21 protein-coding genes are annotated in these 22,143 nt (G+C 67.0%); 8 read left to right on the top strand and 13 right to left on the bottom strand.

Annotated elements, in window-relative coordinates; genetic code table 11:
• Positions 1-52: 52 nt before the first annotated feature.
• Genes imuA through GJV37_RS10505 form a run of 3 tightly spaced genes read left to right on the top strand, consistent with a single transcriptional unit; the run spans position 53 to position 5,173 of the window.
• A complete protein-coding gene (gene imuA, locus GJV37_RS10515) occupies positions 53-667 on the top strand; it encodes a translesion DNA synthesis-associated protein ImuA (protein ID WP_024762730.1) in 615 nt (204 codons plus the stop codon).
• A gap of 7 nt (positions 668-674) precedes the next feature.
• Positions 675-2,084, top strand: a complete 1,410-nt coding sequence (locus tag GJV37_RS10510) for a Y-family DNA polymerase (RefSeq protein ID WP_193452428.1) — start codon at positions 675-677, stop codon at positions 2,082-2,084.
• Complete coding sequence (locus tag GJV37_RS10505) at positions 2,081-5,173, top strand: error-prone DNA polymerase (protein WP_193452427.1); 3,093 nt, start codon at positions 2,081-2,083, stop codon at positions 5,171-5,173. The genes GJV37_RS10510 and GJV37_RS10505 overlap by 4 nt, the downstream gene beginning before the upstream one ends.
• A 124-nt stretch (positions 5,174-5,297) precedes the next feature.
• Here GJV37_RS10505 and GJV37_RS10500 read toward each other — a convergent pair whose 3' ends face one another.
• Positions 5,298-5,672, bottom strand: coding sequence for a hypothetical protein (locus tag GJV37_RS10500; RefSeq protein ID WP_169887702.1), 375 nt, complete (start codon positions 5,670-5,672; stop codon positions 5,298-5,300).
• 110 nt (positions 5,673-5,782) lie between these two features.
• Between GJV37_RS10500 and GJV37_RS10495 the strand changes: the two genes are divergently transcribed.
• Positions 5,783-6,718: a LysR family transcriptional regulator gene (locus tag GJV37_RS10495; RefSeq protein ID WP_084357685.1), complete on the top strand. Its 936-nt coding sequence runs from the start codon at positions 5,783-5,785 to the stop codon at positions 6,716-6,718.
• Between the two features lie 79 nt (positions 6,719-6,797).
• Positions 6,798-8,042 carry a diaminopimelate decarboxylase gene (lysA, locus tag GJV37_RS10490; RefSeq protein ID WP_193452426.1) on the top strand — a complete coding sequence of 415 codons (1,245 nt, stop codon included), beginning with the start codon at positions 6,798-6,800 and terminating at the stop codon, positions 8,040-8,042.
• Positions 8,043-8,166: 124 nt separating this feature from the next.
• Here lysA and GJV37_RS10485 read toward each other — a convergent pair whose 3' ends face one another.
• Positions 8,167-8,595 (bottom strand): Lrp/AsnC family transcriptional regulator, encoded by a 429-nt coding sequence (locus GJV37_RS10485; RefSeq protein WP_037006486.1) that lies wholly within the window; start codon positions 8,593-8,595, stop codon positions 8,167-8,169.
• 17 nt (positions 8,596-8,612) lie between these two features.
• Entirely contained in the window at positions 8,613-8,738 is a 126-nt protein-coding gene (locus GJV37_RS29665) for a hypothetical protein (protein WP_255302811.1), read from the bottom strand.
• 79 nt (positions 8,739-8,817) lie between these two features.
• Here GJV37_RS29665 and GJV37_RS10480 point away from each other — a divergent pair, with 79 nt between their 5' ends.
• Together GJV37_RS10480 and GJV37_RS10475 are read left to right on the top strand one after the other, a co-directional pair.
• Positions 8,818-10,500 carry a flavin monoamine oxidase family protein gene (locus GJV37_RS10480; protein WP_024762255.1) on the top strand — a complete coding sequence of 561 codons (1,683 nt, stop codon included), beginning with the start codon at positions 8,818-8,820 and terminating at the stop codon, positions 10,498-10,500.
• An 87-nt stretch (positions 10,501-10,587) separates the two neighbouring features.
• Complete coding sequence (locus GJV37_RS10475; protein WP_170858610.1) at positions 10,588-11,376, top strand: carbon-nitrogen hydrolase family protein; 789 nt, start codon at positions 10,588-10,590, stop codon at positions 11,374-11,376.
• 141 nt (positions 11,377-11,517) lie between these two features.
• Here GJV37_RS10475 and GJV37_RS10470 read toward each other — a convergent pair whose 3' ends face one another.
• The 10 genes from GJV37_RS10470 to GJV37_RS10425 all read right to left on the bottom strand — a co-directional run bounded on the left by GJV37_RS10470 (position 11,518) and on the right by GJV37_RS10425 (position 19,903).
• Positions 11,518-11,889, bottom strand: coding sequence for a cytochrome c3 family protein (locus tag GJV37_RS10470; RefSeq protein ID WP_193452425.1), 372 nt, complete (start codon positions 11,887-11,889; stop codon positions 11,518-11,520).
• A complete protein-coding gene (locus GJV37_RS10465; RefSeq protein ID WP_193452424.1) occupies positions 11,886-12,590 on the bottom strand; it encodes a ferric reductase-like transmembrane domain-containing protein in 705 nt (234 codons plus the stop codon). The genes GJV37_RS10470 and GJV37_RS10465 overlap by 4 nt, the downstream gene beginning before the upstream one ends.
• A 301-nt stretch (positions 12,591-12,891) precedes the next feature.
• Positions 12,892-13,842 carry a PDR/VanB family oxidoreductase gene (locus tag GJV37_RS10460; protein WP_193452423.1) on the bottom strand — a complete coding sequence of 317 codons (951 nt, stop codon included), beginning with the start codon at positions 13,840-13,842 and terminating at the stop codon, positions 12,892-12,894.
• A gap of 316 nt (positions 13,843-14,158) precedes the next feature.
• On the bottom strand, positions 14,159-14,899 hold the full coding sequence (locus GJV37_RS10455) for an SDR family NAD(P)-dependent oxidoreductase (RefSeq protein ID WP_193452422.1): 741 nt from the start codon (positions 14,897-14,899) through the stop codon (positions 14,159-14,161).
• A gap of 10 nt (positions 14,900-14,909) precedes the next feature.
• Entirely contained in the window at positions 14,910-15,407 is a 498-nt protein-coding gene (locus GJV37_RS10450) for an aromatic-ring-hydroxylating dioxygenase subunit beta (RefSeq protein WP_024762261.1), read from the bottom strand.
• Complete coding sequence (locus tag GJV37_RS10445) at positions 15,404-16,687, bottom strand: aromatic ring-hydroxylating oxygenase subunit alpha (RefSeq protein WP_193452421.1); 1,284 nt, start codon at positions 16,685-16,687, stop codon at positions 15,404-15,406. The genes GJV37_RS10450 and GJV37_RS10445 overlap by 4 nt, the downstream gene beginning before the upstream one ends.
• Before the next feature lie 10 nt (positions 16,688-16,697).
• On the bottom strand, positions 16,698-17,849 hold the full coding sequence (locus tag GJV37_RS10440) for an amidase (protein WP_193452420.1): 1,152 nt from the start codon (positions 17,847-17,849) through the stop codon (positions 16,698-16,700).
• Complete coding sequence (locus GJV37_RS10435; protein WP_376784775.1) at positions 17,846-18,346, bottom strand: nuclear transport factor 2 family protein; 501 nt, start codon at positions 18,344-18,346, stop codon at positions 17,846-17,848. Before GJV37_RS10435 ends, GJV37_RS10440 begins: the two co-directional genes overlap by 4 nt.
• 3 nt (positions 18,347-18,349) lie before the next feature.
• The gene (locus tag GJV37_RS10430; RefSeq protein WP_017516776.1) at positions 18,350-18,721 is read right to left on the bottom strand and encodes a hypothetical protein; all 372 of its coding nucleotides are present in this window, start codon (positions 18,719-18,721) and stop codon (positions 18,350-18,352) included.
• A gap of 30 nt (positions 18,722-18,751) precedes the next feature.
• Entirely contained in the window at positions 18,752-19,903 is a 1,152-nt protein-coding gene (locus GJV37_RS10425; RefSeq protein WP_065083868.1) for an acyl-CoA dehydrogenase family protein, read from the bottom strand.
• A 359-nt stretch (positions 19,904-20,262) separates the two neighbouring features.
• On the opposite strand from GJV37_RS10425, the gene GJV37_RS10420 reads away from it, so the two are divergent.
• Positions 20,263-21,738: a PAS domain-containing sensor histidine kinase gene (locus tag GJV37_RS10420; protein WP_193452419.1), complete on the top strand. Its 1,476-nt coding sequence runs from the start codon at positions 20,263-20,265 to the stop codon at positions 21,736-21,738.
• The last annotated feature ends 405 nt before the right edge of the window (positions 21,739-22,143 follow it).

Raw genomic sequence — 22,143 nt, 5'->3', positions numbered from 1 at the left:
GGCACTCCTGCCAGGCGCATGACCGTCGCCGTTCGCCGGTCGAGAGTGCATGATGGGCAGCGTGGTTGCGCTCGACACCCTGTTCCACCGGCGGCAGGTCTGGAAAGGTCAGCCCCAGGGGCTGCCGCCCAGCCAGCAACCCACCGGCCACGCCGCGCTGGATCAGGCCCTGCCCACCGGTGGCTGGCCGGAAGCCGCCCTCAGCGAGATCCTTCTGGCAGCAGAAGGCGTCGGCGAACTGCAACTGATCTGGCCGACCCTGGCACGACTCAGCGCAGCCGGCGAACGTATCGTGCTGGTCGCACCGCCCCACATCCCCTACCCGGCCGCCTGGCAGGCGGCTGGCGTGGAGCTAGATCAGATGAGTATCGTCCGCGCCGCTGGCCGTGACGCTCTCTGGGCTGCCGAACAGTGCCTGCGCTCGGGCAGTTGTGGTGCCGTGCTGTGCTGGCCGCAACAGGCCGACGACCGTGCCCTGCGTCGCCTGCAGGTGGCTGCCGAAACCGGGCAGACGCTGGCCATCGCCTACCGCTCGCAGCGTGAAGGGTTCAATCCCTCGCCCGCCGCCCTGCGCCTGGCACTGGACGCCAACCCGGCGCAATTGCGCGTGCTCAAGTGCCGTGGCGGCCTGGCGCCGACGCGGCCCATCCCGTTGCCCTGGCACTGAGGCCGTCATGCTCTGGGCCTGCATTCTCCTGCCACAGCTGGCAATGGACGGCGCGCTCCGTGGCCGTCCCGAGCCGGACGCCGCCCTGGCACTGCTCACCGGACCAGCGCAACGCCGCGTGTTGCAAGCGGTGAACCCGGCGGCGCGGGCGCTGGGGCTCAAGCCCGGCCAGTCGCTCACCGCCGCCCAGGCCCTGAGCCGCGATTTCGAAACCGCCGAGTACGACCTGCGCGAAGTGCAGCGCTGGCAGGACCTGCTGGCCGCCTGGGCCTACGGTTTCAGCTCGCAGGTCAGCCAGCACTACCCGCGTGCGCTGCTGATGGAAGTGCAGTCCAGCCTGCAACTGTTCGGCCCCTGGCCACGCTTCGAGGCGCGCCTGCGCGAAGAGTTGAACGCCCTGGGTTTTCGCCACCGCATCACCGCTGCGCCCAATCCGGCCGCCGCGCGCATCCTCGCCAATGGCCACGATGGGCTGGCCATCCACGATAACGAGCAACTGCGTCAGTACCTGGGCAGGATGCCACTGGACCGCCTCGGCCTGGAGCGCAACGCCGCCACCTCGCTGAACCGCATGGGCCTGCGCAGCCTGCAGCAACTGCTTGTCCTGCCACGCGAGAGCCTGGCCCGGCGCTTCCCGCCGCAGGTACTGCGCCAGGTCGACACCCTGCTCGGCCAGCGCCCGCTGGCCCTGGAGTTCCACCGACCACCGGACAGCTTCGAGTCGCGCATCGAGCTGAACTTCGACGTGGAGTCCACCCAGGCCCTGCTCTTCCCGCTGCGCCGCCTGACCGGCGACCTGGGCGCCTTCCTCGCCGGGCGCGACAGCGGCGTGCAGCGCTTCGTCCTGCATCTGGAGCACCACGACGGCCCGGACACGCAGATGCCGGTGGGCCTGCTCAGCGCCGAGCGCGAGGCGGCGATGCTCTTCGAGCTGAGCCGGGGCCGCCTGGAACAACTGCAACTGCGCGCCCCGGTACACAGCGTGCGGCTCATCGCCGACGACTTGCCGCCCTTCGTGCCGCAACACCGCGAGCTGTTCGACGACCGTCCGCAGCAATCCCAACCCTGGGAACGGCTGCGTGAACGCCTGCGCGCTCGATTGGGCGACGACGCCGTGCACGGCCTCGGCGCCTGCGCCGAACACCGCCCGGAGCGCGCCTGGCAGGGCAACTCCACACCGCGTCTGTCCATTACCGAGGTCCCGCGCCCCGGCTGGCTGCTGGCAGAACCGCAACCGCTGCGCGAATTCGCCCCTACCCTGCTGGCCGGCCCGGAGCGCATCGAGTCCGGCTGGTGGGACGGCGAGGACATCCGCCGCGACTACTACCAGGTGCGCACCCGCAGCGGGCAGCGCGCCTGGGTGTTCCGCCCGGTGGGCGACGACGGCCCGTTGCTGCTGCACGGCTGGTTCGCATGAGCGCGCCGGTCGAAGGCATCGACTATGCCGAGTTGCACTGCCTGTCCAACTTCAGCTTCCAACGCGGCGCCTCCAGCGCGGCCGAGCTGTTCGAGCGGGCGAAGAAGCTGGGCTACCGCGCCCTGGCGATCACCGACGAATGCAGCCTGGCCGGCATCGTCCGCGCCTGGCAGGCCTCGAAGGAAACCGAGATTCCCCTGATCACCGGCAGCGAACTGAACATCGAGCAGGGCCCGAAACTGGTGCTGCTGGCGGAGAACCTCGCTGGCTACGAAAACCTCTGCCGCCTGCTCACCCACGCCCGGCGCCGCGCCGAGAAAGGCAGCTACCGCCTGGTACGCGCGGACTTCGACGGCAACCTCGACTACCTGCTGGCGATCTGGCTGCCGCGAGACGACCAGGATCAGGACGGCCTGTGGCTGCGCGAACGCTTCCCCGAGCGCCTGTGGCTGGGCGTCGAGCTGCACAAGGGCCCGGACGACGCCGGCAAGCTGCATCGCCTGCGCGAACAGGCCGCGCGCCTGGCCATCCCCGCCGTGGCCTGCGGCGACGTGCACATGCATATCCGCGGCCGCCGCGCCCTGCAGGACTGCATGACCGCCATCCGCCAGCACCTGCCGGTGCACGAGGCCGGCCAGTATCTCTATCCCAACGGCGAGCGGCATTTGCGGCCGAGGGAGGCGCTGGCGGCGATCTATCCGGACGATTTGCTGGCGGAGACTTTGAAGATTGCCGAGCGTTGCACCTTCGATCTCGGTCAACTGGATTATCAGTACCCGCGCGAGCTGGTGCCCGAAGGTCACACGCCCACCACCTGGCTGCGGGAGAAGACCGAGGAAGGCATCCTGTGCCGCTGGAAAGACGGCGCCGATGCCGCCGTCCGCCAGCGTGTCGAGGATGAACTTGCGCTGATCGCCGAGCTTGAGTACGACAGCTACTTCCTCACGGTCTACGACATCGTCGCCTTTGCCCGCAGCCAGAGCATTCTCTGCCAGGGACGCGGCTCGGCGGCCAACTCGGTGGTCTGCTTCGCCCTTGGCATCACCGAGCTGGACCCGACCCGCGAACACGTACACCTGCTGTTCGAACGCTTCATCTCCCGCGAACGCAATGAACCGCCAGACATTGACGTCGACTTCGAGCACGACCGCCGCGAGGAAGTCATCCAGTACGTATTCCGCCGCTATGGCCGCACGCGCGCTGCGCTCACCGCCGTGGCCAGCACCTACCGCGGCGCCGGCGCGGTGCGCGACGTGGCCAAGGCGCTGGGATTGCCGCCGGACCAGGTCGGCGCGCTGGCCGACTGCTGCGGCGCCTGGAGCCGCGAAGCGCCGCCGCCCGAGCGCCTGCTGGAAGCCGGCTTCGACCCGGAGAGCCCTATCCTGCGACGCGTGCTGGCGCTGACCGGCCAGTTGGTCGGCTTCCCCCGGCACCTGTCGCAGCACCCCGGCGGCTTCGTGATCTCCCAGCAGCCGCTGGAAACCCTGGTACCGGTGGAAAACGCCGCCATGCCCGAGCGCACCCTGATCCAGTGGGACAAGGACGACCTCGACGCGGTGGGGCTGCTCAAGGTCGATGTGCTCGCCCTCGGCATGCTCAGCGCCCTGCGCCGCTGCTTCGACCTGATCGAGCGTTATCGCGGGGAACGCTACACCCTCGCTTCGCTGCCCCAGGAGTGCAAAAAGACCTATGAAATGATCAGCCGCGCCGACACCGTGGGCGTGTTCCAGATCGAATCCCGCGCGCAGATGGCCATGCTGCCGCGCCTCAAGCCCGAGACCTTCTACGACCTGGTGATCGAAGTGGCCATTGTCCGCCCCGGCCCGATCCAGGGCGACATGGTGCATCCGTACCTGCGGCGGCGGAACAAGGAAGAGCCGGTCGTCTACCCCTCCGAGGAGCTCAAGCCGGTGTTCGAGCGCACCCTCGGCGTGCCGCTGTTCCAGGAGCAGGTAATGCAACTGGCGATCATCGCCGCCGAGTACACGCCCGGCGAAGCCGATCACCTGCGCCGCTCCATGGCCGCCTGGAAACGCCACGGCGGGCTTGAGCCGCACCGCAAGAAACTGTTCGAACGCATGACCGCCAAGGGCTACAAGCAGGAATACATCGCCCGCATCTTCGAGCAGATCAAGGGTTTCGGCAGCTATGGCTTCCCCGAATCCCACGCCGCCAGCTTCGCCCTGCTCACCTACGCCAGCTGCTGGCTGAAATGCCACGAACCGGCGGCCTTCACCTGCGCCCTCATCAACAGTTGGCCCATGGGTTTCTACAGCCCCGACCAACTGTTGCAGGACGCCCGCCGCCACGGCCTGGATATCCGCCCGGTGGACGTACGCCACAGCCACTGGGACTGCACCCTGGAACCCATCGCCGAACGCCAGCCGGCAATCCGCCTTGGCCTGCGTCTGGTGCGTGGGCTACGCGAGGATGTCGCCAACACCATCGCCCAGGCGCGCGAACTACGTCCCTTCGTCGACGTCGCCGACCTCTGCCTGCGTGCCCATCTGGACCACCGTGCCCGTGAACAGCTGGCCGACGCCGGCGCCCTGCGCGGCCTCGCCGGCCACCGGCACAAGGCGCGCTGGGCGATTGCCGGGGTCGAGCCGCAGTTGCCGCTGTTCGCCGGCCAGGTCACCGAGGAAGCGCCGGTCAGCCTGCCGCTGCCCAGCCGCGGCGAAGACCTGCTGACCGACTACGCGACCCTGGGCACCACCCTCGGCCCGCACCCATTGACCCTGCTGCGCGGCTCCCTCAAGGCCCGCCGCTGCCGCAGCTCGCGGGACCTGCTCAAGCTCGAAGCCGACCGCCCAGTGCGCGTCGCCGGCCTGGTCGTCGGCCGCCAACGCCCCGGCACCGCCAGCGGCGTCACCTTCGTCACCCTGGAGGACGAGTTCGGCATGATCAACGTGATCGTCTGGCGCGACCTCGCCGAACAGCAGCGCCGCCCCTTCCTCAGCGCCCGCCTGATGCAGGTGGACGGCACCCTGGAAGCCAAGGACGGCGTGCGCCATGTGATCGCCGGGCGGTTGACGGATTTGAGTAGACTGCTGGAGGGGTTGGATGTGCGGAGTCGTGACTTCCACTGAGCCTGCAGAACCCATCTCACAGGAATGCAGCTTCGTAGGAGGGCGTGGAGCGAAGCGATACCCACCAATTCCGAGCACCATCCGCATGGGTATCGCTGCGCTCCACCCTTCCTACCAAGAGCGCTCATCCTCCCAGGAGGTAGATGACCAGCTCCCCCACCGACAGCGAGAACAGGTAAGGGCCGGTGAACCCCGCCCAAACGAGCAGCGCCAGCGGCGCGTAGAACAGCACCAGCACCACGCGGGCGCGACGGCTGCGGAGCATCAGCCAGAAGATCTGCCCCAGTGCGAACAACGCACCGCACACGAGAGCGGGATCGAAGATGGCGTGGAACCGGCCATAATCGCTCAGCGCCCAGATATCGCTGCCCATGACCAGGTACATCGTCAGCGCCATGCTGGACGCGCCTAGCGCAATAGCCAGCACAGCCCCTAGAAAAACCCAGCACGCCAGCCGGACCAGCCCTGGCTCAGCGCGCACGGATTGTTCGCCGTCCATCAGCCTTGTCGCTCCTTTGCATGACGCCCCGACACTACACAACCCCGGCTGATTTGCCGAGACCGCGCAGACGCCTTACGCTGCCGCCATTCCTTTCTCCGGCCCCGAGCATGATCACCCTCCGCCACATCGAAGTCTTCCGCGCGGTCATGACCACCGGCAGCGTCACCCGCGCAGCAACGTTCCTGCATACCAGCCAGCCCACCGTCAGCCGCGAACTGGCTCGGCTCGAGCAACTGGTCGGCTTCGAGCTGTTCCTGCGCGAGCGCGGGCGGCTGGCGCCGACGGCGCGGGCGTTGATGCTGTTCGAGGAGGTGGAGCGCTCCTTCACCGGACTCGACCGCATCGTCGCCTTCGCCGACAGCCTGGGGCAGTTCGCCGAGGGCAAGTTCTCCATCGGTTGCCTGCCGGCGCTGTCCCAGGCGCTGCTGCCGGAAGCCTGCAAGCGCTTCAGCCGGGAGAACCCGGCCATCAGCCTGGAAGTGGCGGCCCTGGAATCGCCACACCTGGAGGAAGCCCTCAGCGCCCAGCACCACGATATCGGCCTGATCGAGAACGACGACGCCCCGCGCGGCACCGAATTGCAGCCGCTGCTGGCGGTGGACGAAGTATGCATCCTTCCAGACGGCCATCCGCTGCTGGCCCGCGAGCGCCTGGAGACGGCGGATTTCGCCGGCCTGCCCTTCGTCAGTCTGGCCACCAGCGACCGCTACCGGCACCTGATCGACGCCGTGTTCCTCGGCGTCGGCGTGCAACGGCAGATGCAGGTGGAAACCCACAGCGCCGTCTCGGTGTGCAGCATGGTCCGCGCCGGTTTGGGCCTGGCCGTGGTCAACCCGATCACCGCGCTGATGTTCCAGGGCCAGGGCATCCAGCTGCGGCCGCTGGCCTTCTCGCTGCCATTCCAGGTGAGCGTGGCGAAGCCGCTGTATCGCCCTGCTACCCCGCTGCGCGAGCGCTTCGTCGCGGCACTCCAGGCAGAAGCGGGCGTGCTGGTACAGCGCCTGCGCGAAGCCGGTGTGGGCTGCACCCTATATCAAAAATGAATTGATTGAATAACAAGCGGCATTATTCAGCCAATCAAAGGCCCGGTAGACTAGCGCCATCTATATTCGGAGCCCATTCATGACTTTCCTCGCCCTGCCCCGCGCCGAACAGCTCGCCCTGCAATTCGGCACCCCGCTGTGGATCTACGACGCCGCCACCATCCGCGGTCAGATCGAGCGTCTGAAGAGCTTCGACATCATCCGCTTCGCCCAGAAGGCCTGCTCCAACCTGCACATCCTGCGCCTGATGCGCGAACAGGGCGTGAAAGTCGACGCTGTCTCCCAGGGCGAACTGCTGCGCGCCCTGGCCGCCGGCTATTCGTGCCGCGAGGATGAATCCGAGATCGTCTTCACCGCCGACCTGCTGGACCGCACCACCCTGGAAACCGTGGTCGAGCACGGCATCCCGGTGAACGCCGGCTCCATCGACATGCTCCGCCAGCTGGGCGAAGTCGCTCCCGGCCACCCGGTGTGGCTGCGCATCAACCCCGGTTTCGGCCACGGCCACAGCAACAAGACCAACACTGGCGGCGAGCACTCCAAGCACGGTATCTGGCACAGCGACCTGCGCGCCGCCCTGGACGTGATCCGCGAACGCGGCCTGCGCCTGGTCGGCCTGCACATGCACATCGGCTCGGGCGTGGACTACGGTCACCTGGCCCAGGTCGGCGAAGCCATGCTCGGCCTGGTGCAGCAGGTGAAGGACGCCGGCCACGACCTGTCGGGCATCTCCGCCGGCGGCGGCCTCTCTATCCCCTACCACGCCGGCGACCCGGAAGTGGACACCGCACACTACTTCCAGCTGTGGGACAAGGCGCGCAAGGCCGCCGAGGCCGTGGTCGGCCACTCGCTGCACCTGGAGATCGAACCGGGCCGCTACCTGGTCGCCCAGTCCGGCTGCCTGCTCAGCGAAGTGCGCGCCACCAAGGACGCCGGCCGCAACCACTTCGTACTGGTAGACGCAGGCTTCAACGAGCTGATGCGCCCGTCCATGTACGGCAGCTACCACGGCATCCGCGTGCTGGCCGGCGACGTGGCCAGCCGCGAGGTGATCGACACCGTGGTGGCCGGCCCGCTGTGCGAGTCCGGCGACGTGTTCACCCAGGGTGACGGCGGCGTGGTCATCCCCCGCGCCCTGCCGCGCACCCAGGTCGGCGACCTGCTGCTGATCGAGGACACCGGCGCGTACGGCGCGTCCATGTCGTCGAACTACAACAGTCGCCCGCTGATCGCCGAAGTGCTGCTGGAAGGCACCGAAGCCAGGCTGATCCGCCGCCGCCAGCGGGTGGAAGAGCTGTTGGCGCTGGAAGAAGAGCTGGGCTGAGCCCGGATGTAAGCCATCTCCGCCCGAGCTCTGCGGCTGGGCATACCCTCTCCCCCCGCCCTCTCCCTAAAGGGAGAGGGAGATCTGGCACGAGTAATCCGTAACCTACAGGATTGCACCCTTCTCACCGATCGATCCGCGTCGACAGAATGATCGACGACATCGTCCGCTCCACCCCATCCAGCGCGCCGATGCGGTCCAGCACGGCGTCCAGGTCGCGGATCGACAGCGCCTCGACGATCACGATCATGTCGAAGTTGCCGCTCACCGAGTGCAGTGTCTTCACCTCGATGATCTTCTCCAACGCCTGCACCACCTGGTGCGACAGCTTGGGCAGCGCCGTCACCAGCACGTGGGCGCGCACCAGCGACTGGGCGTAGCTGTCCGATACCTTGATCGAATAGCCGCTGATGATCCCCTGCTGCTCCAACCGCTCGATACGGCTCTGCACCGTGGAGCGGGAAACCCCCAGCTTGCGCGCCAGCTCGGAAATCGACTCGCGGGCATTGGCGCGCAACAGGTTCAACAAGGCCGCATCGGCGTTTTTCGTCATATTGCTCATTGGATTGATCAATCTGCCTGAAAGCTTTCGCCAATCTTGCAGATTGCCGGATTCATTTCAACGACAAGCTTTGCAATAGTGATCGTCAAGGCGAGCCCACCAGCTCGCCATTTCTTTGCCCGCGCGCCGCTCATCGACTGGCTCCTGCGGGCCACGCAATGCCTTGCCAAGCTGGTCGAGACAGACCGGCAGACTGATAACCGGGAGATTCCAATGCACAAGAACCGCCATCCCCAGACCCCCGGCAAGAAACCGGTGACCATCTTCGGCCCGGACTTCCCCTTCGCCTTCGACGACTGGATCGAGCACCCCGCCGGCCTGGGCAGCATCCCGGCCGATAAACACGGCCAGGAAGTGGCCATCGTCGGCGCCGGCATCTCCGGGCTGGTGGCGGCCTACGAACTGATGAAGATGGGCCTGAAGCCCGTGGTCTACGAAGCTTCGAAGATGGGCGGTCGCCTGCGCTCGGAGACCTTCGAAGGCGCCGACGGGATCATCGCCGAGCTGGGCGGCATGCGCTTCCCGGTGTCCAGCACCGCCTTCTACCACTACGTCGACAAGCTCGGCCTGGAAACCAGACCCTTCCCCAACCCGCTGACCCCGGCGTCGGGCAGCACCGTGGTCGACCTGGAAGGCACCAGCCACTACGCGGAGAAGATCGACGACCTGCCGGAAATCTTCCGCGAAGTCGCCCAGGCCTGGGCCGACGCGCTGGAAGACGGCGCGCGCTTCTCCGAGATCCAGGACGCCATCCGCGAGCGCGACACGGTCAAGCTCAAGGCCCTGTGGGACGAGCTGGTGCCCAAGTGGGACGACCGCACCTTCTACGACTTCGTCGCCAGCTCCAAGGCCTTCTCCCGGCTGTCCTTCCAGCACCGCGAAATCTTCGGCCAGGTCGGCTTCGGCACCGGCGGCTGGGACTCGGACTTCCCCAACTCCATGCTGGAGATCTTCCGCGTGGTGATGACCAACTGCGACGACCACCAGCACCTGGTGGTGGGCGGCGTCGAGCAGGTGCCGCGCGGCATCTGGAGCCACGTACCGGAAAACTGCGCGCACTGGCCAGCCGGCACCTCCCTGGCCTCGCTGCACAACGGCGCGCCGCGCCCGGGCGTGAAGAAGATCGCCCGTGCCACCGATGGCACCTTCGCCGTCACCGACTACTGGGGCGATACCCGCCACTACGCGGCCGTCCTGGCGACCTGCCAGACCTGGCTGCTGACCACCCAGATCGAATGCGAGGAAGCGCTGTTCTCGCAGAAGATGTGGATGGCCCTGGACCGCACCCGCTACATGCAGTCCTCGAAGACCTTCGTGATGGTCGACCGGCCGTTCTGGAAGGACAAGGACCCGCAGACCGGCCGCGACGTGATGAGCATGACCCTCACCGACCGCCTGACCCGCGGCACCTACCTGTTCGACAACGGGGACGACAAACCCGGGGTGATCTGCCTGTCCTACTCCTGGATGAGCGACGCCATGAAGATGCTCCCTCACCCGGTGGAGAAGCGCGTGCAGTTGGCCCTGGACGCGCTGAAGAAGGTCTACCCGAAGGTCGACATCGCCGGGCACATCATCGGCAATCCGATCACCGTGTCCTGGGAGGCCGACCCGCACTTCCTCGGCGCCTTCAAGGGCGCGCTGCCGGGCCACTACCGCTACAACCAGCGCATGTACGCGCACTTCATGCAGGACGACATGCCCGCCGAACAGCGCGGCATCTTCATCGCCGGCGACGATGTGTCCTGGACCCCGGCCTGGGTGGAAGGCGCGGTGCAGACCTCGCTGAACGCCGTGTGGGGCATCATGAAGCACTTCGGCGGCGCGACTCATCCGGAGAACCCCGGCCCTGGCGATCGCTTCGCCGAGCTGGGCCCGATGGCGCTGCCGGACTGAAGCCCGGCTGACAAAAACTGCCTCGCGCACGAGTGGGATCGGGTGCAAACTGCCTGACCCGCTCGTGCTTTTTTCAAGGAGACCCTCATGTACCTCGCCCTCTACCAGTGCCCTCCCGGCCCCGAAGACGTCGCCGGCAACCTGCAGCGTCTGGAACAGGCAGCGCGGCAGGCGGTGCAGAACGGCGCAGACCTGCTGGTCCTGCCGGAGATGTTCCTGTCCGGCTACAACATCGGCGCCAAGCGTGTCGCGGAGCTGGCGGAAAGCTGCGACGGCTCGTCCGCCCTGCGCATCGCCGAGATCGCCCGTGAGCACAAGCTCGGCATCCTCTACGGCTACCCCGAACGTGGCGCCAACGGCGCCATCTTCAACAGCGTGCAACTGATCGACCGCCAGGGCGAACGCCGCGCCAACTACCGCAAGACCCACCTCTACGGCGATCTCGACCGCAGCCAGTTCAGCGCCTCCGACGAGCCGCCGGCGATCTTCGAGCTGGACGGCTGGAAGATCGGCCTGCTGATCTGCTTCGACGTGGAATTCCCCGAAGCCGTGCGCACCCTTGCCCTGGCCGGCGCCGACCTGGTGCTGGTGCCCACCGCCAACATGCACCCCTACGAATTCGTCGCCCAGGTGCTGGTGCCGACCCGCGCCTACGAGAACCAGGTGTTCCTCGCCTACGCCAACTACGTCGGCAGCGAGGGCGAAATCGAGTACTGCGGGCTGAGCAGCATCGTCGCCCCGGATGGCCAGGTGCTGACCAAGGCCAAGCACAGCGAGGAATTGCTGGTGGCCGAACTGGACCCGCAGCGCATCGCCCTGGCGCGCGAGGGGTACAGCTATGTGCACCTGCGGCGGCCGGTGCTCTATCGCAGCTGATAAAAAGCCCGGCACTCCGCCGGGCTTTCTCCGTCGGTGCTGCAACTTCTCTTGTAGGACCGAGGGGGATGCCTAGTCCTTGCTCGCGAGCAGACTCTTCAGCAGCTTCGGCGTGAGGCGGGTTCGCGAGCAAGCTCGCTCCTACAGGTTCGGCATTTCCGTAGTATTGCGGTGGCACGCCTGGCAGCTGCGCACCGGCCCGCTGTCGTGGAAAGCCTGCAAGCGTTCGAGATGGCAGCTCTGGCAGAACTGATGGAAATCCGCCTCGATTCGCACGGCCAGCGCCGGGCTCTGCTTGTGGCAGAGAATGCAGGTGCGGTTGCCGGAAATCGAAGGCGACTGATCCTTGTAGTCGTGGTGGCAGGTGATGCAGTTCACCGAAGCGTGCGGCTCATGGGGGAACGCCAGCGGCATCAGCGGGCGGCTTCGCTGCCAGTGCTCATGGGCGAACCACGCCCCCGATGACAGCAGCAAGACGGCGGCGACGGAAAGACCGATCCAGGTGCGCTTCACAACGGCAGCTCCACATTCGCCAACAAACTGTAGAGCACCGACACTCCGAGGATCACCCCGCTGGCTGCCAGTGCGAACCAGGTGGCGCGCTGGGCGGTGTTGCGCTTGCGTCCGCTGAGGCCATTGGCTGGTCTGGGCAGGCGTGGCCAGGCGGCGGCCACCAGCATCAGAGCTATCAGCAACGCGCTCTTCCAGACTCCTGCGCTGTAGTAACCCGCGCCAAGCACGTGCACGGCCATCAGCAACAGGGCGAGCAGGCTGCCACCGTAGTGCCAGCGACGGAACGACGCCGCATGGCTGCTCCAGCGCGGACGCACGCGATTCAGACTGGAAATCGCCAGCACCAGCATCAGGATGGCCGACGCCAGCCCGGCCAACATGTATCCCGGCGCGGAGGGAAGCAGGTCCTCGATCAGCAACGGCTCATCGACCAGCAACACGACGATGTGCACCAGCAGCAACGCGATGGCGGCGAAGCCCAGGTCGCGATGCAGGCGCAGGAAGAACTTGCCTTCATAGAGCGGGCGCGGCTGGGGGCGGCCGCCGATGACGAACAGCAGCCCCAGCAGGCAGGCGCCGAGCAACCCGGCAGCGTTGGCGAAATCCCAGGCATAGCCGAGCCCCGGCATGGCGCCGAGGCCGAGCAGGATGGCGACCGGCAGCAGGCAGCCGAGCGCCAGGCGCGCGATCAGCGCAGGCATGGGGGACTCCGAACGGGGGACTATCGCCGCAGGCTAGCAAGCGCCGGCGGCGCGCGAGTGTCGCTGCCTGCCAGACGAATTGCCAGCGCTGCCACCGCGCGCCGACCTGATTTTGTAGGAGCGAGCTTGCTCGCGAACGGAGCATCCCTGCGGCACCGGCATCAAGGGGGTTCGCGAGCAAGCTCGCTCCTACATGATCCATGTCCGTAGGATGGGTGGAGCGCAGCGATACCCATGCTGCTGGCGCGCAGATTGATGGGTATCGCTTCGCTCCACGCCATCCTACGCCGAGCGATCTGCGTTACAGGTCCAGCACCAACCGCGCCGACCGGGCCCGCGAAACGCAGGCGCAGATCTGCTTGTTGGAGGCCTTCTCCTTGTTCGACAGGCAGTTGTCGCGGTGCTCCGGCTCGCCCTCCAGCACTTCGACGATGCAGGTGCCGCAGATGCCTTCGCGGCACTCGGTATCGATGTCGCAGCCATGGGCCTGCAGCACGTCCACCAGCGTCGAGTCCGCCGGTACGTGAAGCACCACGCCTGAGCTGGCCAGTTCCACTTCGAAGGAGCCGGCCGGCGCCGCGTTGGCGGCTGGGTCGGCCTGGAAGTGCTCCAGGTGAATGGCATCTTCCGGGCGGCTGCGCGCGGCGATCTCCACCACCTTGTTCATGAACGGCGCCGGGCCGCAGGTGTAGACGTGGGCCTGCTGCGGCGCACGCGCAAGGCACTCGCCCAGCACGCTGTCGAGGTCAGCAGGCTCGACACCGTAATGCAGCTCGACCTTGCCGGTGAACGCCTCGCTGGCCAGCAGCTCGACAAAGGCCGCATGCTCGGCGGACCGGGCGAAGTAATGCAGACGATACGGCTCGCCCTTGGCGTTCAGCCGGTAGGCCATGCTCAGCAGCGGTGTGACACCGATGCCCGCAGCAAACAGCACGTGCTCGCGGGCTTCCGCTGCCAGGCGGAACAGGTTGCGCGGCGCGCCGATTTCCAGCTCCGCGCCTTCCTGCACGTCGTGCAGGGCACTGGAGCCGCCACGGGACGCGCCCTCCTTCTTCACCGCCACCAGGTAGGCGGTGCAGTCGTCCGGCGGGCTGCACAGCGAGTACTGGCGCGTCACCCCGGTGGGTCCGGTGACGTCGACGTGGGCGCCGGGCTCATAGGCGTCGAACGGCTGGCCATCACAACGTACGAGACGCAGGGAACGGATGTCCTGCGCTTCCTCGACGATCCTTTCGATTCTGACCTTCATCATGGCGTTACCTGCAAGGCGTTGATTGCGGGCTCTGTGGCCCCTTTCCGGCCTCTTTTTCACGAGCGCACGGGTTTTCGGTTTGATGTCGGAGCGAGGGCAATGCCCTCCCCCCCAGCCCTCTCCCAGAGGGAGAGGGAGCAGAACGTACCGGCTGATACCACGGTTCCATCCTGCTCCGAGCGGTCCCCTCTCCCTCCGGGAGAGGGTTAGGGTGAGGGACTCCTGGTGCCCTGAGCTCAGCTCAGCTCAGCTCAGCTCAGGCCAAGCGTAGGGCGCATAACGCGCAGCATTATCCGCCGTCCGCCCAGCCCAAACCTCAGCGCATGAACAACCCACCATTGATATCCCAGCAGGCGCCCGTCACCGACCCGGCATTCTCCGCACACAGCAACAGCACGCTGTCGGCGATGAAGGTCGGATCGCCCAGGCGGCCGGCGGGGATGGTCTTGAGGATCTGTTCCAGGCGCTCGGGCGCGACGCTTTCGTAGACCACCGGCAAATCCAGCGGCCCCGGCGAGATGGCGTTGACGGTCACGCCCTGCGCCGAAAGTTCGCGGGCGAACACCTTGGTCAGGGTCGCCACGCCGCCCTTGGCTGCAGCGTAGTGGCCGCCGGTGGCGGTGCCGCCGTTCTGCCCGGCCAGCGAGGCAATGTTGACGATGCGGCCGAAACCGCGTGCCGCGAAGTGCGTGCCGAACACCTGGCAGGCGACGAAAGTGCCGCGCAGGTTTACCGCCATGGAGGCGTCGAAGTCCTCCGGGCTGATCTCCATCAGCGCGGCAACCTTGGACATCCCGGCGTTGTTCACCAGGATGTCGGTGCCGCCCCAGCGTTCGGTGAGCACGTCGCGGGCGCGTTCGAAGTCAGCCTTCTCCCGCGCATCCAGCTTCAAGCCGAGAGCTGTCTGGCCTTCCGGGTCCAGCTCGTCGGCCAGGCGCTGCACAGCCTCCTCGTTGAGATCGGCCAGCGCCACGCGCAGGCCGGCGGCATGCAGGCGGCGCGCGATGACTTCGCCGAGCCCGCGTGCGGCGCCAGTTACCAGGGCTACTCGTTGCATGGCGCGGCCCTCAGAGCAGGAAGCCGAGCGCGTTGAGCGCGTCTTCGGCGTTGATCAGGCGGATCACCTTGCGCTCCAGGCGGGCTTGCCCGTCGGTGAAGCGAATGCGGTGGTTCAGGTCGGCAATGAACGGCGTCGCCACGCCACGCTTGTAGGCGTAGAGCACCTGCGCCGAATTCACCTCGACCACATCGCCCGCCGCTTCCACCAGGGTGAATCGCGAGACGGTGCGCACGGTCTTCGCCGCGTCCACCGCCGACGGCGAATGGCCGCCGGTGAGGCGTTCGATGCGCAGGGCGCGCATGCGCGCGTCGTCGAAGACGTAGTTCAGGCTGGCGGCGAAGTCGTCGCCCTCGGCGTCGATCGGCACCACGTAGATGCCGTCCTCGCTCCACAGCTGCGACCACTGTGCGTAGTCCTTGCGGTCCAGCAGTTCGGCCTCGCGCCAGACGAATTCGATGGCCTTGGCCAGCGGGCCGGAGAAGCCGTTCAGGGTGTCGTTGCTCATTGGCTCATCATCCTTTTCCACATCTGGTACGCCTCGCGCATGCCGCCTTCGTCGGTGGCGTGGGAGACCTTGTCGCCGTTCTCGGCGACCACTTCACGGTTCAGGCCGCGGTTGACCAGGATCGGCGCGTCGACGCCGGCGTAGGAGCCACGCTGCACGCGGTCCCAGGCCTCGGCATCATCCGGGCTGCCGAAGCCGAACGGACCCTGGAAGTGCTCGTGGATGCGCATGCGCTCGCGGTTGGCGATCTCCGGGCCGCCGTCCATACCGAGGGCGACGTGGCGAATCTCGGTCTCGGTGACGGAGATCGGCCGCAGCACGCGGAAGAACGACATGGACATGGCCACGTTGGGGAACAGGTTGAGGTTGAAGCCGGCTCCGTGCAGCGAGCGGACGATGCGGCGCACCTGGGCAGGCTCCATGGTTTTCGACAGTTCCGCGGTGACGTGGGCGAAGCGCTCCTGGAGCTGCTCGGTGCCGTCGTCGTGGTCGAGGTCGACGTGCTCGGGGACCATCACCATCACGCTGTGGCCGTTGCCCAGGGCGTGGGTCACCGCCTGCTCGTCGCTCATGAACGAGAGCATTTCCTCGGTCTCTTCATCCACCGAGGACATGAACGACTTGTGCACGATGGGGAAGTGGTAGCCGTCGGTGGTGTTCTCCAGCTGGATCTTCCAGTTACCGCGGAAGGTGAACTTGTGTTCGCCCTGGGTCTTGATCGGGTAGCCGGCGCCCTGCTTCATGAACAGGTCCATCCAGTGCTTGGCCCCGCCGAGGAAGTCTTCCAGCGGCTCGATCTCGTCGTTGTAGGTGGCGAACACCATGCCGGCGTAGCTTTCCACGCGCAGGCTGGTCAGCGGCAGCTCGGACTTGTCGAGGATGTCCTCGTAGCCGTCCGGATACGGCAGCGCGCGCAGCTTGCCGTCCAGCGCGTAGGACCAGCTGTGGTACGGGCAGGTGAAGCCGGTGGCGTTGCCCTTGTGCTTCTCGCAGACGGTGGCGCCACGGTGGCGGCAGCGGTTTTCCAGGACGTTGATGTTGCCCTTCTTGTCGCGCACCACGATCACCGGGCGGCGGCCGACGCTGGTGGTCTTGAAGTCACCGGCGTTGCGCACTTCGCTTTCGTGGGCGACCCACACCCAGGTGCGGTAGAAGATCTTGTCCATCTCCGCTTCGAACAGTTGCGGGTCGTTGTACAGCGAGACATCGACGCGGTCGTCGCCGACCAGCTCTTCGACGCTGCGCGACCGGGCGATCAGCCGGTATTCGTGAGCGCTCATGCCCATCTCCTCATGCCGATTTCTTATGTTTTTGCGCAGGCCGCGTGGCGGCCAGGCTGTGTTCGAGTTGCGCACCGAAGGCGCATACGCGTTCGTCGTCGCCCTTGCGGCCGACGATCTGCAGGCCGACTTTCAGCCCGCCGCAATCCAGGTCCACCGGCACGGTCAGCGCCGGGTGTCCGCTGAGGTTGAAAGGCCGCACCAGGGGCGTCATGCCGGCCACCGATTTGCCGTTGCGCGCATCGCTGAGCAGCGGCGGCAGGTCGGGCATGGTCGGCAGCAAGAGCACTTCGAAGTCCTCCAGCGCGGCGTCGATGGCACGGGTGAAGTGCTCGCGCACTTTCTCCGCCTCGGCGCGCTCGGCGTCGGTGGTGCGGCTGGCCAGCAGCAGGCGCTGCTCGACATCGGCGCCGATCAGGCCCTTGCCGGTCAGCGCCGCATAGGCGGCCCAGTTTTCGTGATTGATCACCACCAGCCCGGCCTGGAAGGCCGCCTCGAACTCGCCGAGGAACAGGTGGCTGCGGCGCCAGCCGGCACGGTCGGCGGCGGCGCCCAGGCAAGCCTGGATGTGCGGCGCGGACGGCACTTCGAGGAAGGCCACGCGGGCGCCCTCGCCCGGCAGCTGCACGTCGCCGAAACCGGGGCAGATGACCTGCATGGCGGCGATCAGGTCGGCCATGTTGGCGGCGAATGGGCCGACGCAATCCAGGCTGCTCTGCGCCGGATGGACGCCGTCGCGGCTGACACGGCCGAAGGTCGGCTTCAGCCCGGCGATACCACAGCAGGCCGCCGGTACACGGACCGACCCGCCGGTATCGGTACCCAAAGCGATATCCGCCAGGCCCGCCGCCACGGCGGACGCGGAGCCACTGGACGAGCCGCCGGGTACGCGGTCCGGCGCCATCGGGTTGACCGGCGTGCCGGTCCAGTCATTGATGCCGGTGACGCCGAAGGCCAGTTCGTGAAGATTGGTCTTGCCGACGATCTGCCAGCCGGCGTTCAGCACGGCGTCGACCACGAAGGCGTTGCGTTCGGCCGGCGCGGCATCGGCCAGTGCGCGGGTGCCGCAACGGGTCGGATGGCCGGCGATGTCGATGCTGTCCTTGACCGCGACGCGCTTGCCGTCGCCGCCGAGAATGAATTCGCTGACGAAAGTGCTCACGAACGGCCCTCCCCTGCACCACCCAGCGCGCGTTGCGACAGGCGCTGCGTGCGGAAATGGCTGATCTGCCAGCGCCCGTCGATCTCGCGGAAATCGATGTCCAGCCGCGTGCCGAACAGCTCGGTGTGGCCCTCGGCATAGGTCGAGAGCTGCTGCATGATCCATTGCCCGCGCGCGGTGCGGCCGTCGACGCGGATCGACTCGCTGGTGAGGAAATGCAGGTTCAGCGTGAAGTGCGGCGACGGCGGCAGGTAGCCGAAGACGAACGCGGCGATCGCCTCGCGGCCCTGGTGATGGCCGAAGGTCTGCGCGGTGGAAGTGCCGATGCCCTCCCACACCGCGTCCTCGCTGAACAGTTCGGCCAGCTCGCTCATCGCCACCGGCGCGTGCGGCACGTCGCAGAGGTCCATGTAGCGGGCCATCAACCGACGCACCTGGCTTTCCCCTTCGAGGACCTCCAGGCGGCGGTTCAGCTCGGCCATGCTCAGGCTGTTCATGGCTCAGGTCCGCGCGGCTTCGGGGATGGTCAGCGGGCGGCCGATGCGCGCCTCGACCTTGGCGTACTTCCACAGGCTGTACTCGCCCACCGGCGTGGTGCGGAACAGGTTGCAGGCGTCGATCACGGTCTGGTGGCAATCCACGTCGGCCATGATGTAGACGGTCCACGGCGAAGTGGTGGACGGGCCGACCATCAGGCGGTCGTCATCCAGCACGCCGAGCACGTTCATGCCCGGCAGCGCGCCGAGGTCGCTCATCATTTGCGAGAAGCCTTTCCACACGGTGATGCCTTCACCGGTGGGCAGGTCGAAGAACGGCTGGGCGATGCCGATGCAGAACAGTACGCGCAAGGGTTCGGTGGTCGGACGGGTCATGCTTCGAGTCCTTGTTCTTATGGGTTTGAATCAGATGTATCCGGGGAACGGCGGCACATCGAGCAGCACCGCACCGGCGCCGTCGTACATGCCATCGCTGAGGAAGGCGTGCTGGGTCACCACCATGGCGTCGCGCAGGTAGCGCTGCAGCGGGTGGTTCAGGTAGATCGCCGTGGTGCCGGCCAGGCTGTAGGCGCGGCGTACCACGTCGGCGCCGGCGCGGGACACGTGCACGGCGGCCAGGCGCAGCTGGCTGACCTGCTCGGGGCTGACGGCGTTGCCGGCGAGGATGGAGTCCCAGACAGTCTCGGTGGCGTCGTAGAAGAAGCCGCGCGCGGCCTGCAGCTCAGCCTCGGCCTTGCCGATCTCGATGCGTACATAGGCGCGGTCGCCAAGCTTGGGCGCGCCGGTCACGCCACTGGAGGACGCCATGCGGGTGATTTCGTCCAGCGCTGCACGGGCCAGGCCGAGGTTGACCACGGCCAGCACCTGGGCGGCGTAGGCGATAGTCGGATAGCGGTACAGCGGTTCGTCGATGTTCGATTCGCCGCCGCGAATGAACGTCCAGTCGTCCGCAACGAAGGCGTTGTCCAGCTTCAGGTCGTGACTGCCGGTGCCCTTGAGGCCGACCACGTTCCAGTTCTCGACGATCTCCACATCCCTGGCACGCAGCAGCGCAGTGCGCGGCTTGCCGCCCGGACCGCCGATGCCGATGCCGACGCCGAGCACGTCGGCCCCCTTGCAGCCACTGGCGAATTTCCAGGTACCGCTGACGCGCCAGCCGCCTTCCACCTGCGTGGCCGGCTGGATCGGGAACAGGCCGCCGGCGAACACCAGGTCCGGGCCGTCGGCATAGAGCTCGGCGAGGGTATGACGCGGCAGCGCGGTGAGGTAGGTGCTGGCGCTGCCGAAGCTGGCCACCCAGCCAGCGGAGCCGTCGGCTTCGGCGATGCGTTCGACCAGGCGCAGGAACTGGGCCGGCGGCAGCGCGTCGCCGCCGAAGCAGCGCGGGGTCGCGGCGCGGTAGATGCCCACGTCGCGGAAGCGTTCGATCATGTCGCGGGGAACGTGGGAGCGGCTGTCGAACTCGTCGCGGCGTTGGCGCACTTCATCGAGTACGCGCTGGAATTCGAGGGCACGGCCGTCCGCATCGAGCGGTTCGGCGAGGGCGGCACGCAGCATGGCATTATCTCCGTTTGTTCTTATCGACCTGCTCCCGGTCTGCCTGCGCTTGCTCAGGCTGCGTTGGAGGCGCACTCGGAATGCTCATTTGCAAATGCAAACTGCGCTTCCTCGCGCGCCTCCGCCTTGCCTGAACTGCGCTCGGCGAGACCTGGAACAGGTCGTGTAGGCCATCGGCCCGTTCGATGCGGGCAGGTCGTCGTTGGGGCCAGTGTATGAACCGCCCTGCCCGGCCAACCATTGGTGCGTGCAGCCCCATGACTAAGGGAATCCCCTAGTCGGCGGCGACTTACTCCGCAGTCCCATCGCGCTACGCTGCAAGGTATAAAGGCGCCACTGCCCACCGAGACCACTCCCCGATGTTCCAGCCCCGGCCCGACGACTTCCTCGCCCTGCTCCAGGCCATGCCGCTGTGCGTAATCCTTCACGATGCGCAGACCAAGGAAATCCTCTGGGCGAACAACGCCGCCTTGGCGGTGCTCGGTTTCACCCTGGAAGAGCTGGTGCCGCTCAAAGCCCCGGACATGACCGCCAAGGCCCCGCAGTACCGCCGCTCGGTCGGCCTGCGCTGGCTGGAAGGCGCCGCGCGCACCGGCCAGCGCACCATCGAGTGGTGCTACCGCTCCAAGCAGGGTGTGGAAATCCTTTCCGAAGCCGTCGCCACCCGCGTGCACCTGCAGGAGCGCGACGTGCTGATGGTGCAGTTCCGCGACATCTCCCGGGAGAAGCAGGTCGAGCGCGACCTGCAACGTTTCGAGAGCCGCCTGAAGGCCTTCATGCAGGACCTCGCCGAAGGCGTAGCGGTGCTGGATGCCGACGGCAACCTGCGTTTCCTCAGCGAATCCGCCCTGCCCCTGCTGGGCGGCAGCCAGGACGACTGGCTGGCGCACAACTTCCTCGGCCGCTGCGACAGCGCCACGCGCCCGCGCCTGGAACACTACCTGGCGATGCAGCCGCCCAGCCGCGAGCCGTACTCCGTCAGCTATCAGCTGCAACGTCTGGACGGCGAATGGCGCTGGCACCACGCGACCTGCCGCTACATCGAGATCGAGGACGACCTGGTCGGCCACCTGCTGCTGTTCCGCGACGTCACCGAGCAGGTCCGCGCCGCACAGGCGCAACGGCAGAGCGACCAGAAGCTGGAGTACCTGGCGCGCTACAACGCCATGGGCGAGATGGCCCTGGCGATCGCCCACGAACTCAGCCAGCCGCTGGCGGCGACGCGCAACTTCATCGAAGGCGCGCTGATCCGCCTGGACCGCGAGCAGAAGGCCGAGGCCTCCGCCGCCTGGGGCCTGGACAGCGCCGTGCGACAGATCGAGCACGCTTCGCTGATCATCAAGAGCGTGCGCGAGTACGTGGTGAAACTGGAGCAGGCCGAACAGCGCATCGACCTCAACGAGCTATTGGGCGAGACGCTGTACTTCATCAGTCTGAAAGCCCAGCCAAGCAACGTGCGCGTGGAGCTGGAGCGCTGCGACGAACCGCTGTGGGTGAGCTGCGAGAAGGTGCTGGTCGGCCAGGTGATCCTCAACCTTGCCTTCAACGCCATCGAAGAGATGCTCAACCTCCCCGAGGAGCGCCGCCTGCTGCGCATCCGTACTTCGCGCGACGGCGACAGCGCGCGGCTGTGCGTGCTGGACCAGGGGCCCGGCATCGATGCCGGGACCAAGGAGCGCCTGTTCGATGGCTTCTTCACCTCGAAGGTGAGCGGCAACGGCATCGGCCTGGCGCTGTGCCAGAGCATCGTCTCGCGGCATCGCGGGGATATCTGGGCGGAGAACGTCGAGCCGTGCGGGGCGATGTTCTGCTTTGGGTTGCCGTTGGCGGAGTGAGCGGCCGCCTGCCTTGCCGGCGGATCGCGGGCGTGGCCCGCTCCAACACGGGAAGATCGGATTTTGGCACTCGAAGACTTCCAGAGAAACGCCCACACACTCCGAGTGCCCCGTTCAGGAGGCCTCGTTGAAGCGGAGTTTCAGGGGTTGAGCGGCATGGATGCCGCGAGAGCCGCGATGGGCCAGGGATGGCCCTTCGCGGCGTGCCCCTGAAACTTCGCTTCAACGAGGGCATTTTTCGCCCCAAGCGAAAAACCGGATGTCCGGGGCAAGCCTTTTGGTTACTTTTCGGCGTTTGGAAAAGTGACTCGCCCGAGGGGGCGAAACCCAATACATCCGAACACTCAAATGCGGCGCTAAACACCAGCACCGTAGGGCGCATAACCCGGAACGGGTTATGCGCCG

Source organism: Pseudomonas nitroreducens (assembly GCF_010994165.1).
Taxonomy (GTDB): domain Bacteria; phylum Pseudomonadota; class Gammaproteobacteria; order Pseudomonadales; family Pseudomonadaceae; genus Pseudomonas; species Pseudomonas nitroreducens.
The sequence above is the reverse complement of the archived record's forward strand: the minus strand, read 5'-3'. Positions and strand labels throughout refer to the sequence as shown.

Coding starts and splice junctions, on each gene's coding strand:
- imuA (WP_024762730.1), top strand. CDS start 53: ATGGGCAGCGTGGTTGCGCTCGACACCCTGTTCCACCGGCGGCAGGTC.
- GJV37_RS10510 (WP_193452428.1), top strand. CDS start 675: ATGCTCTGGGCCTGCATTCTCCTGCCACAGCTGGCAATGGACGGCGCG.
- GJV37_RS10505 (WP_193452427.1), top strand. CDS start 2,081: ATGAGCGCGCCGGTCGAAGGCATCGACTATGCCGAGTTGCACTGCCTG.
- GJV37_RS10500 (WP_169887702.1), bottom strand. CDS start 5,672: ATGGACGGCGAACAATCCGTGCGCGCTGAGCCAGGGCTGGTCCGGCTG.
- GJV37_RS10495 (WP_084357685.1), top strand. CDS start 5,783: ATGATCACCCTCCGCCACATCGAAGTCTTCCGCGCGGTCATGACCACC.
- lysA (WP_193452426.1), top strand. CDS start 6,798: ATGACTTTCCTCGCCCTGCCCCGCGCCGAACAGCTCGCCCTGCAATTC.
- GJV37_RS10485 (WP_037006486.1), bottom strand. CDS start 8,595: ATGACGAAAAACGCCGATGCGGCCTTGTTGAACCTGTTGCGCGCCAAT.
- GJV37_RS29665 (WP_255302811.1), bottom strand. CDS start 8,738: ATGAGCGGCGCGCGGGCAAAGAAATGGCGAGCTGGTGGGCTCGCCTTG.
- GJV37_RS10480 (WP_024762255.1), top strand. CDS start 8,818: ATGCACAAGAACCGCCATCCCCAGACCCCCGGCAAGAAACCGGTGACC.
- GJV37_RS10475 (WP_170858610.1), top strand. CDS start 10,588: ATGTACCTCGCCCTCTACCAGTGCCCTCCCGGCCCCGAAGACGTCGCC.
- GJV37_RS10465 (WP_193452424.1), bottom strand. CDS start 12,590: ATGCCTGCGCTGATCGCGCGCCTGGCGCTCGGCTGCCTGCTGCCGGTC.
- GJV37_RS10460 (WP_193452423.1), bottom strand. CDS start 13,842: ATGATGAAGGTCAGAATCGAAAGGATCGTCGAGGAAGCGCAGGACATC.
- GJV37_RS10455 (WP_193452422.1), bottom strand. CDS start 14,899: ATGCAACGAGTAGCCCTGGTAACTGGCGCCGCACGCGGGCTCGGCGAA.
- GJV37_RS10450 (WP_024762261.1), bottom strand. CDS start 15,407: ATGAGCAACGACACCCTGAACGGCTTCTCCGGCCCGCTGGCCAAGGCC.
- GJV37_RS10445 (WP_193452421.1), bottom strand. CDS start 16,687: ATGAGCGCTCACGAATACCGGCTGATCGCCCGGTCGCGCAGCGTCGAA.
- GJV37_RS10435 (WP_376784775.1), bottom strand. CDS start 18,346: ATGAACAGCCTGAGCATGGCCGAGCTGAACCGCCGCCTGGAGGTCCTC.
- GJV37_RS10430 (WP_017516776.1), bottom strand. CDS start 18,721: ATGACCCGTCCGACCACCGAACCCTTGCGCGTACTGTTCTGCATCGGC.
- GJV37_RS10425 (WP_065083868.1), bottom strand. CDS start 19,903: ATGCTGCGTGCCGCCCTCGCCGAACCGCTCGATGCGGACGGCCGTGCC.
- GJV37_RS10420 (WP_193452419.1), top strand. CDS start 20,263: ATGTTCCAGCCCCGGCCCGACGACTTCCTCGCCCTGCTCCAGGCCATG.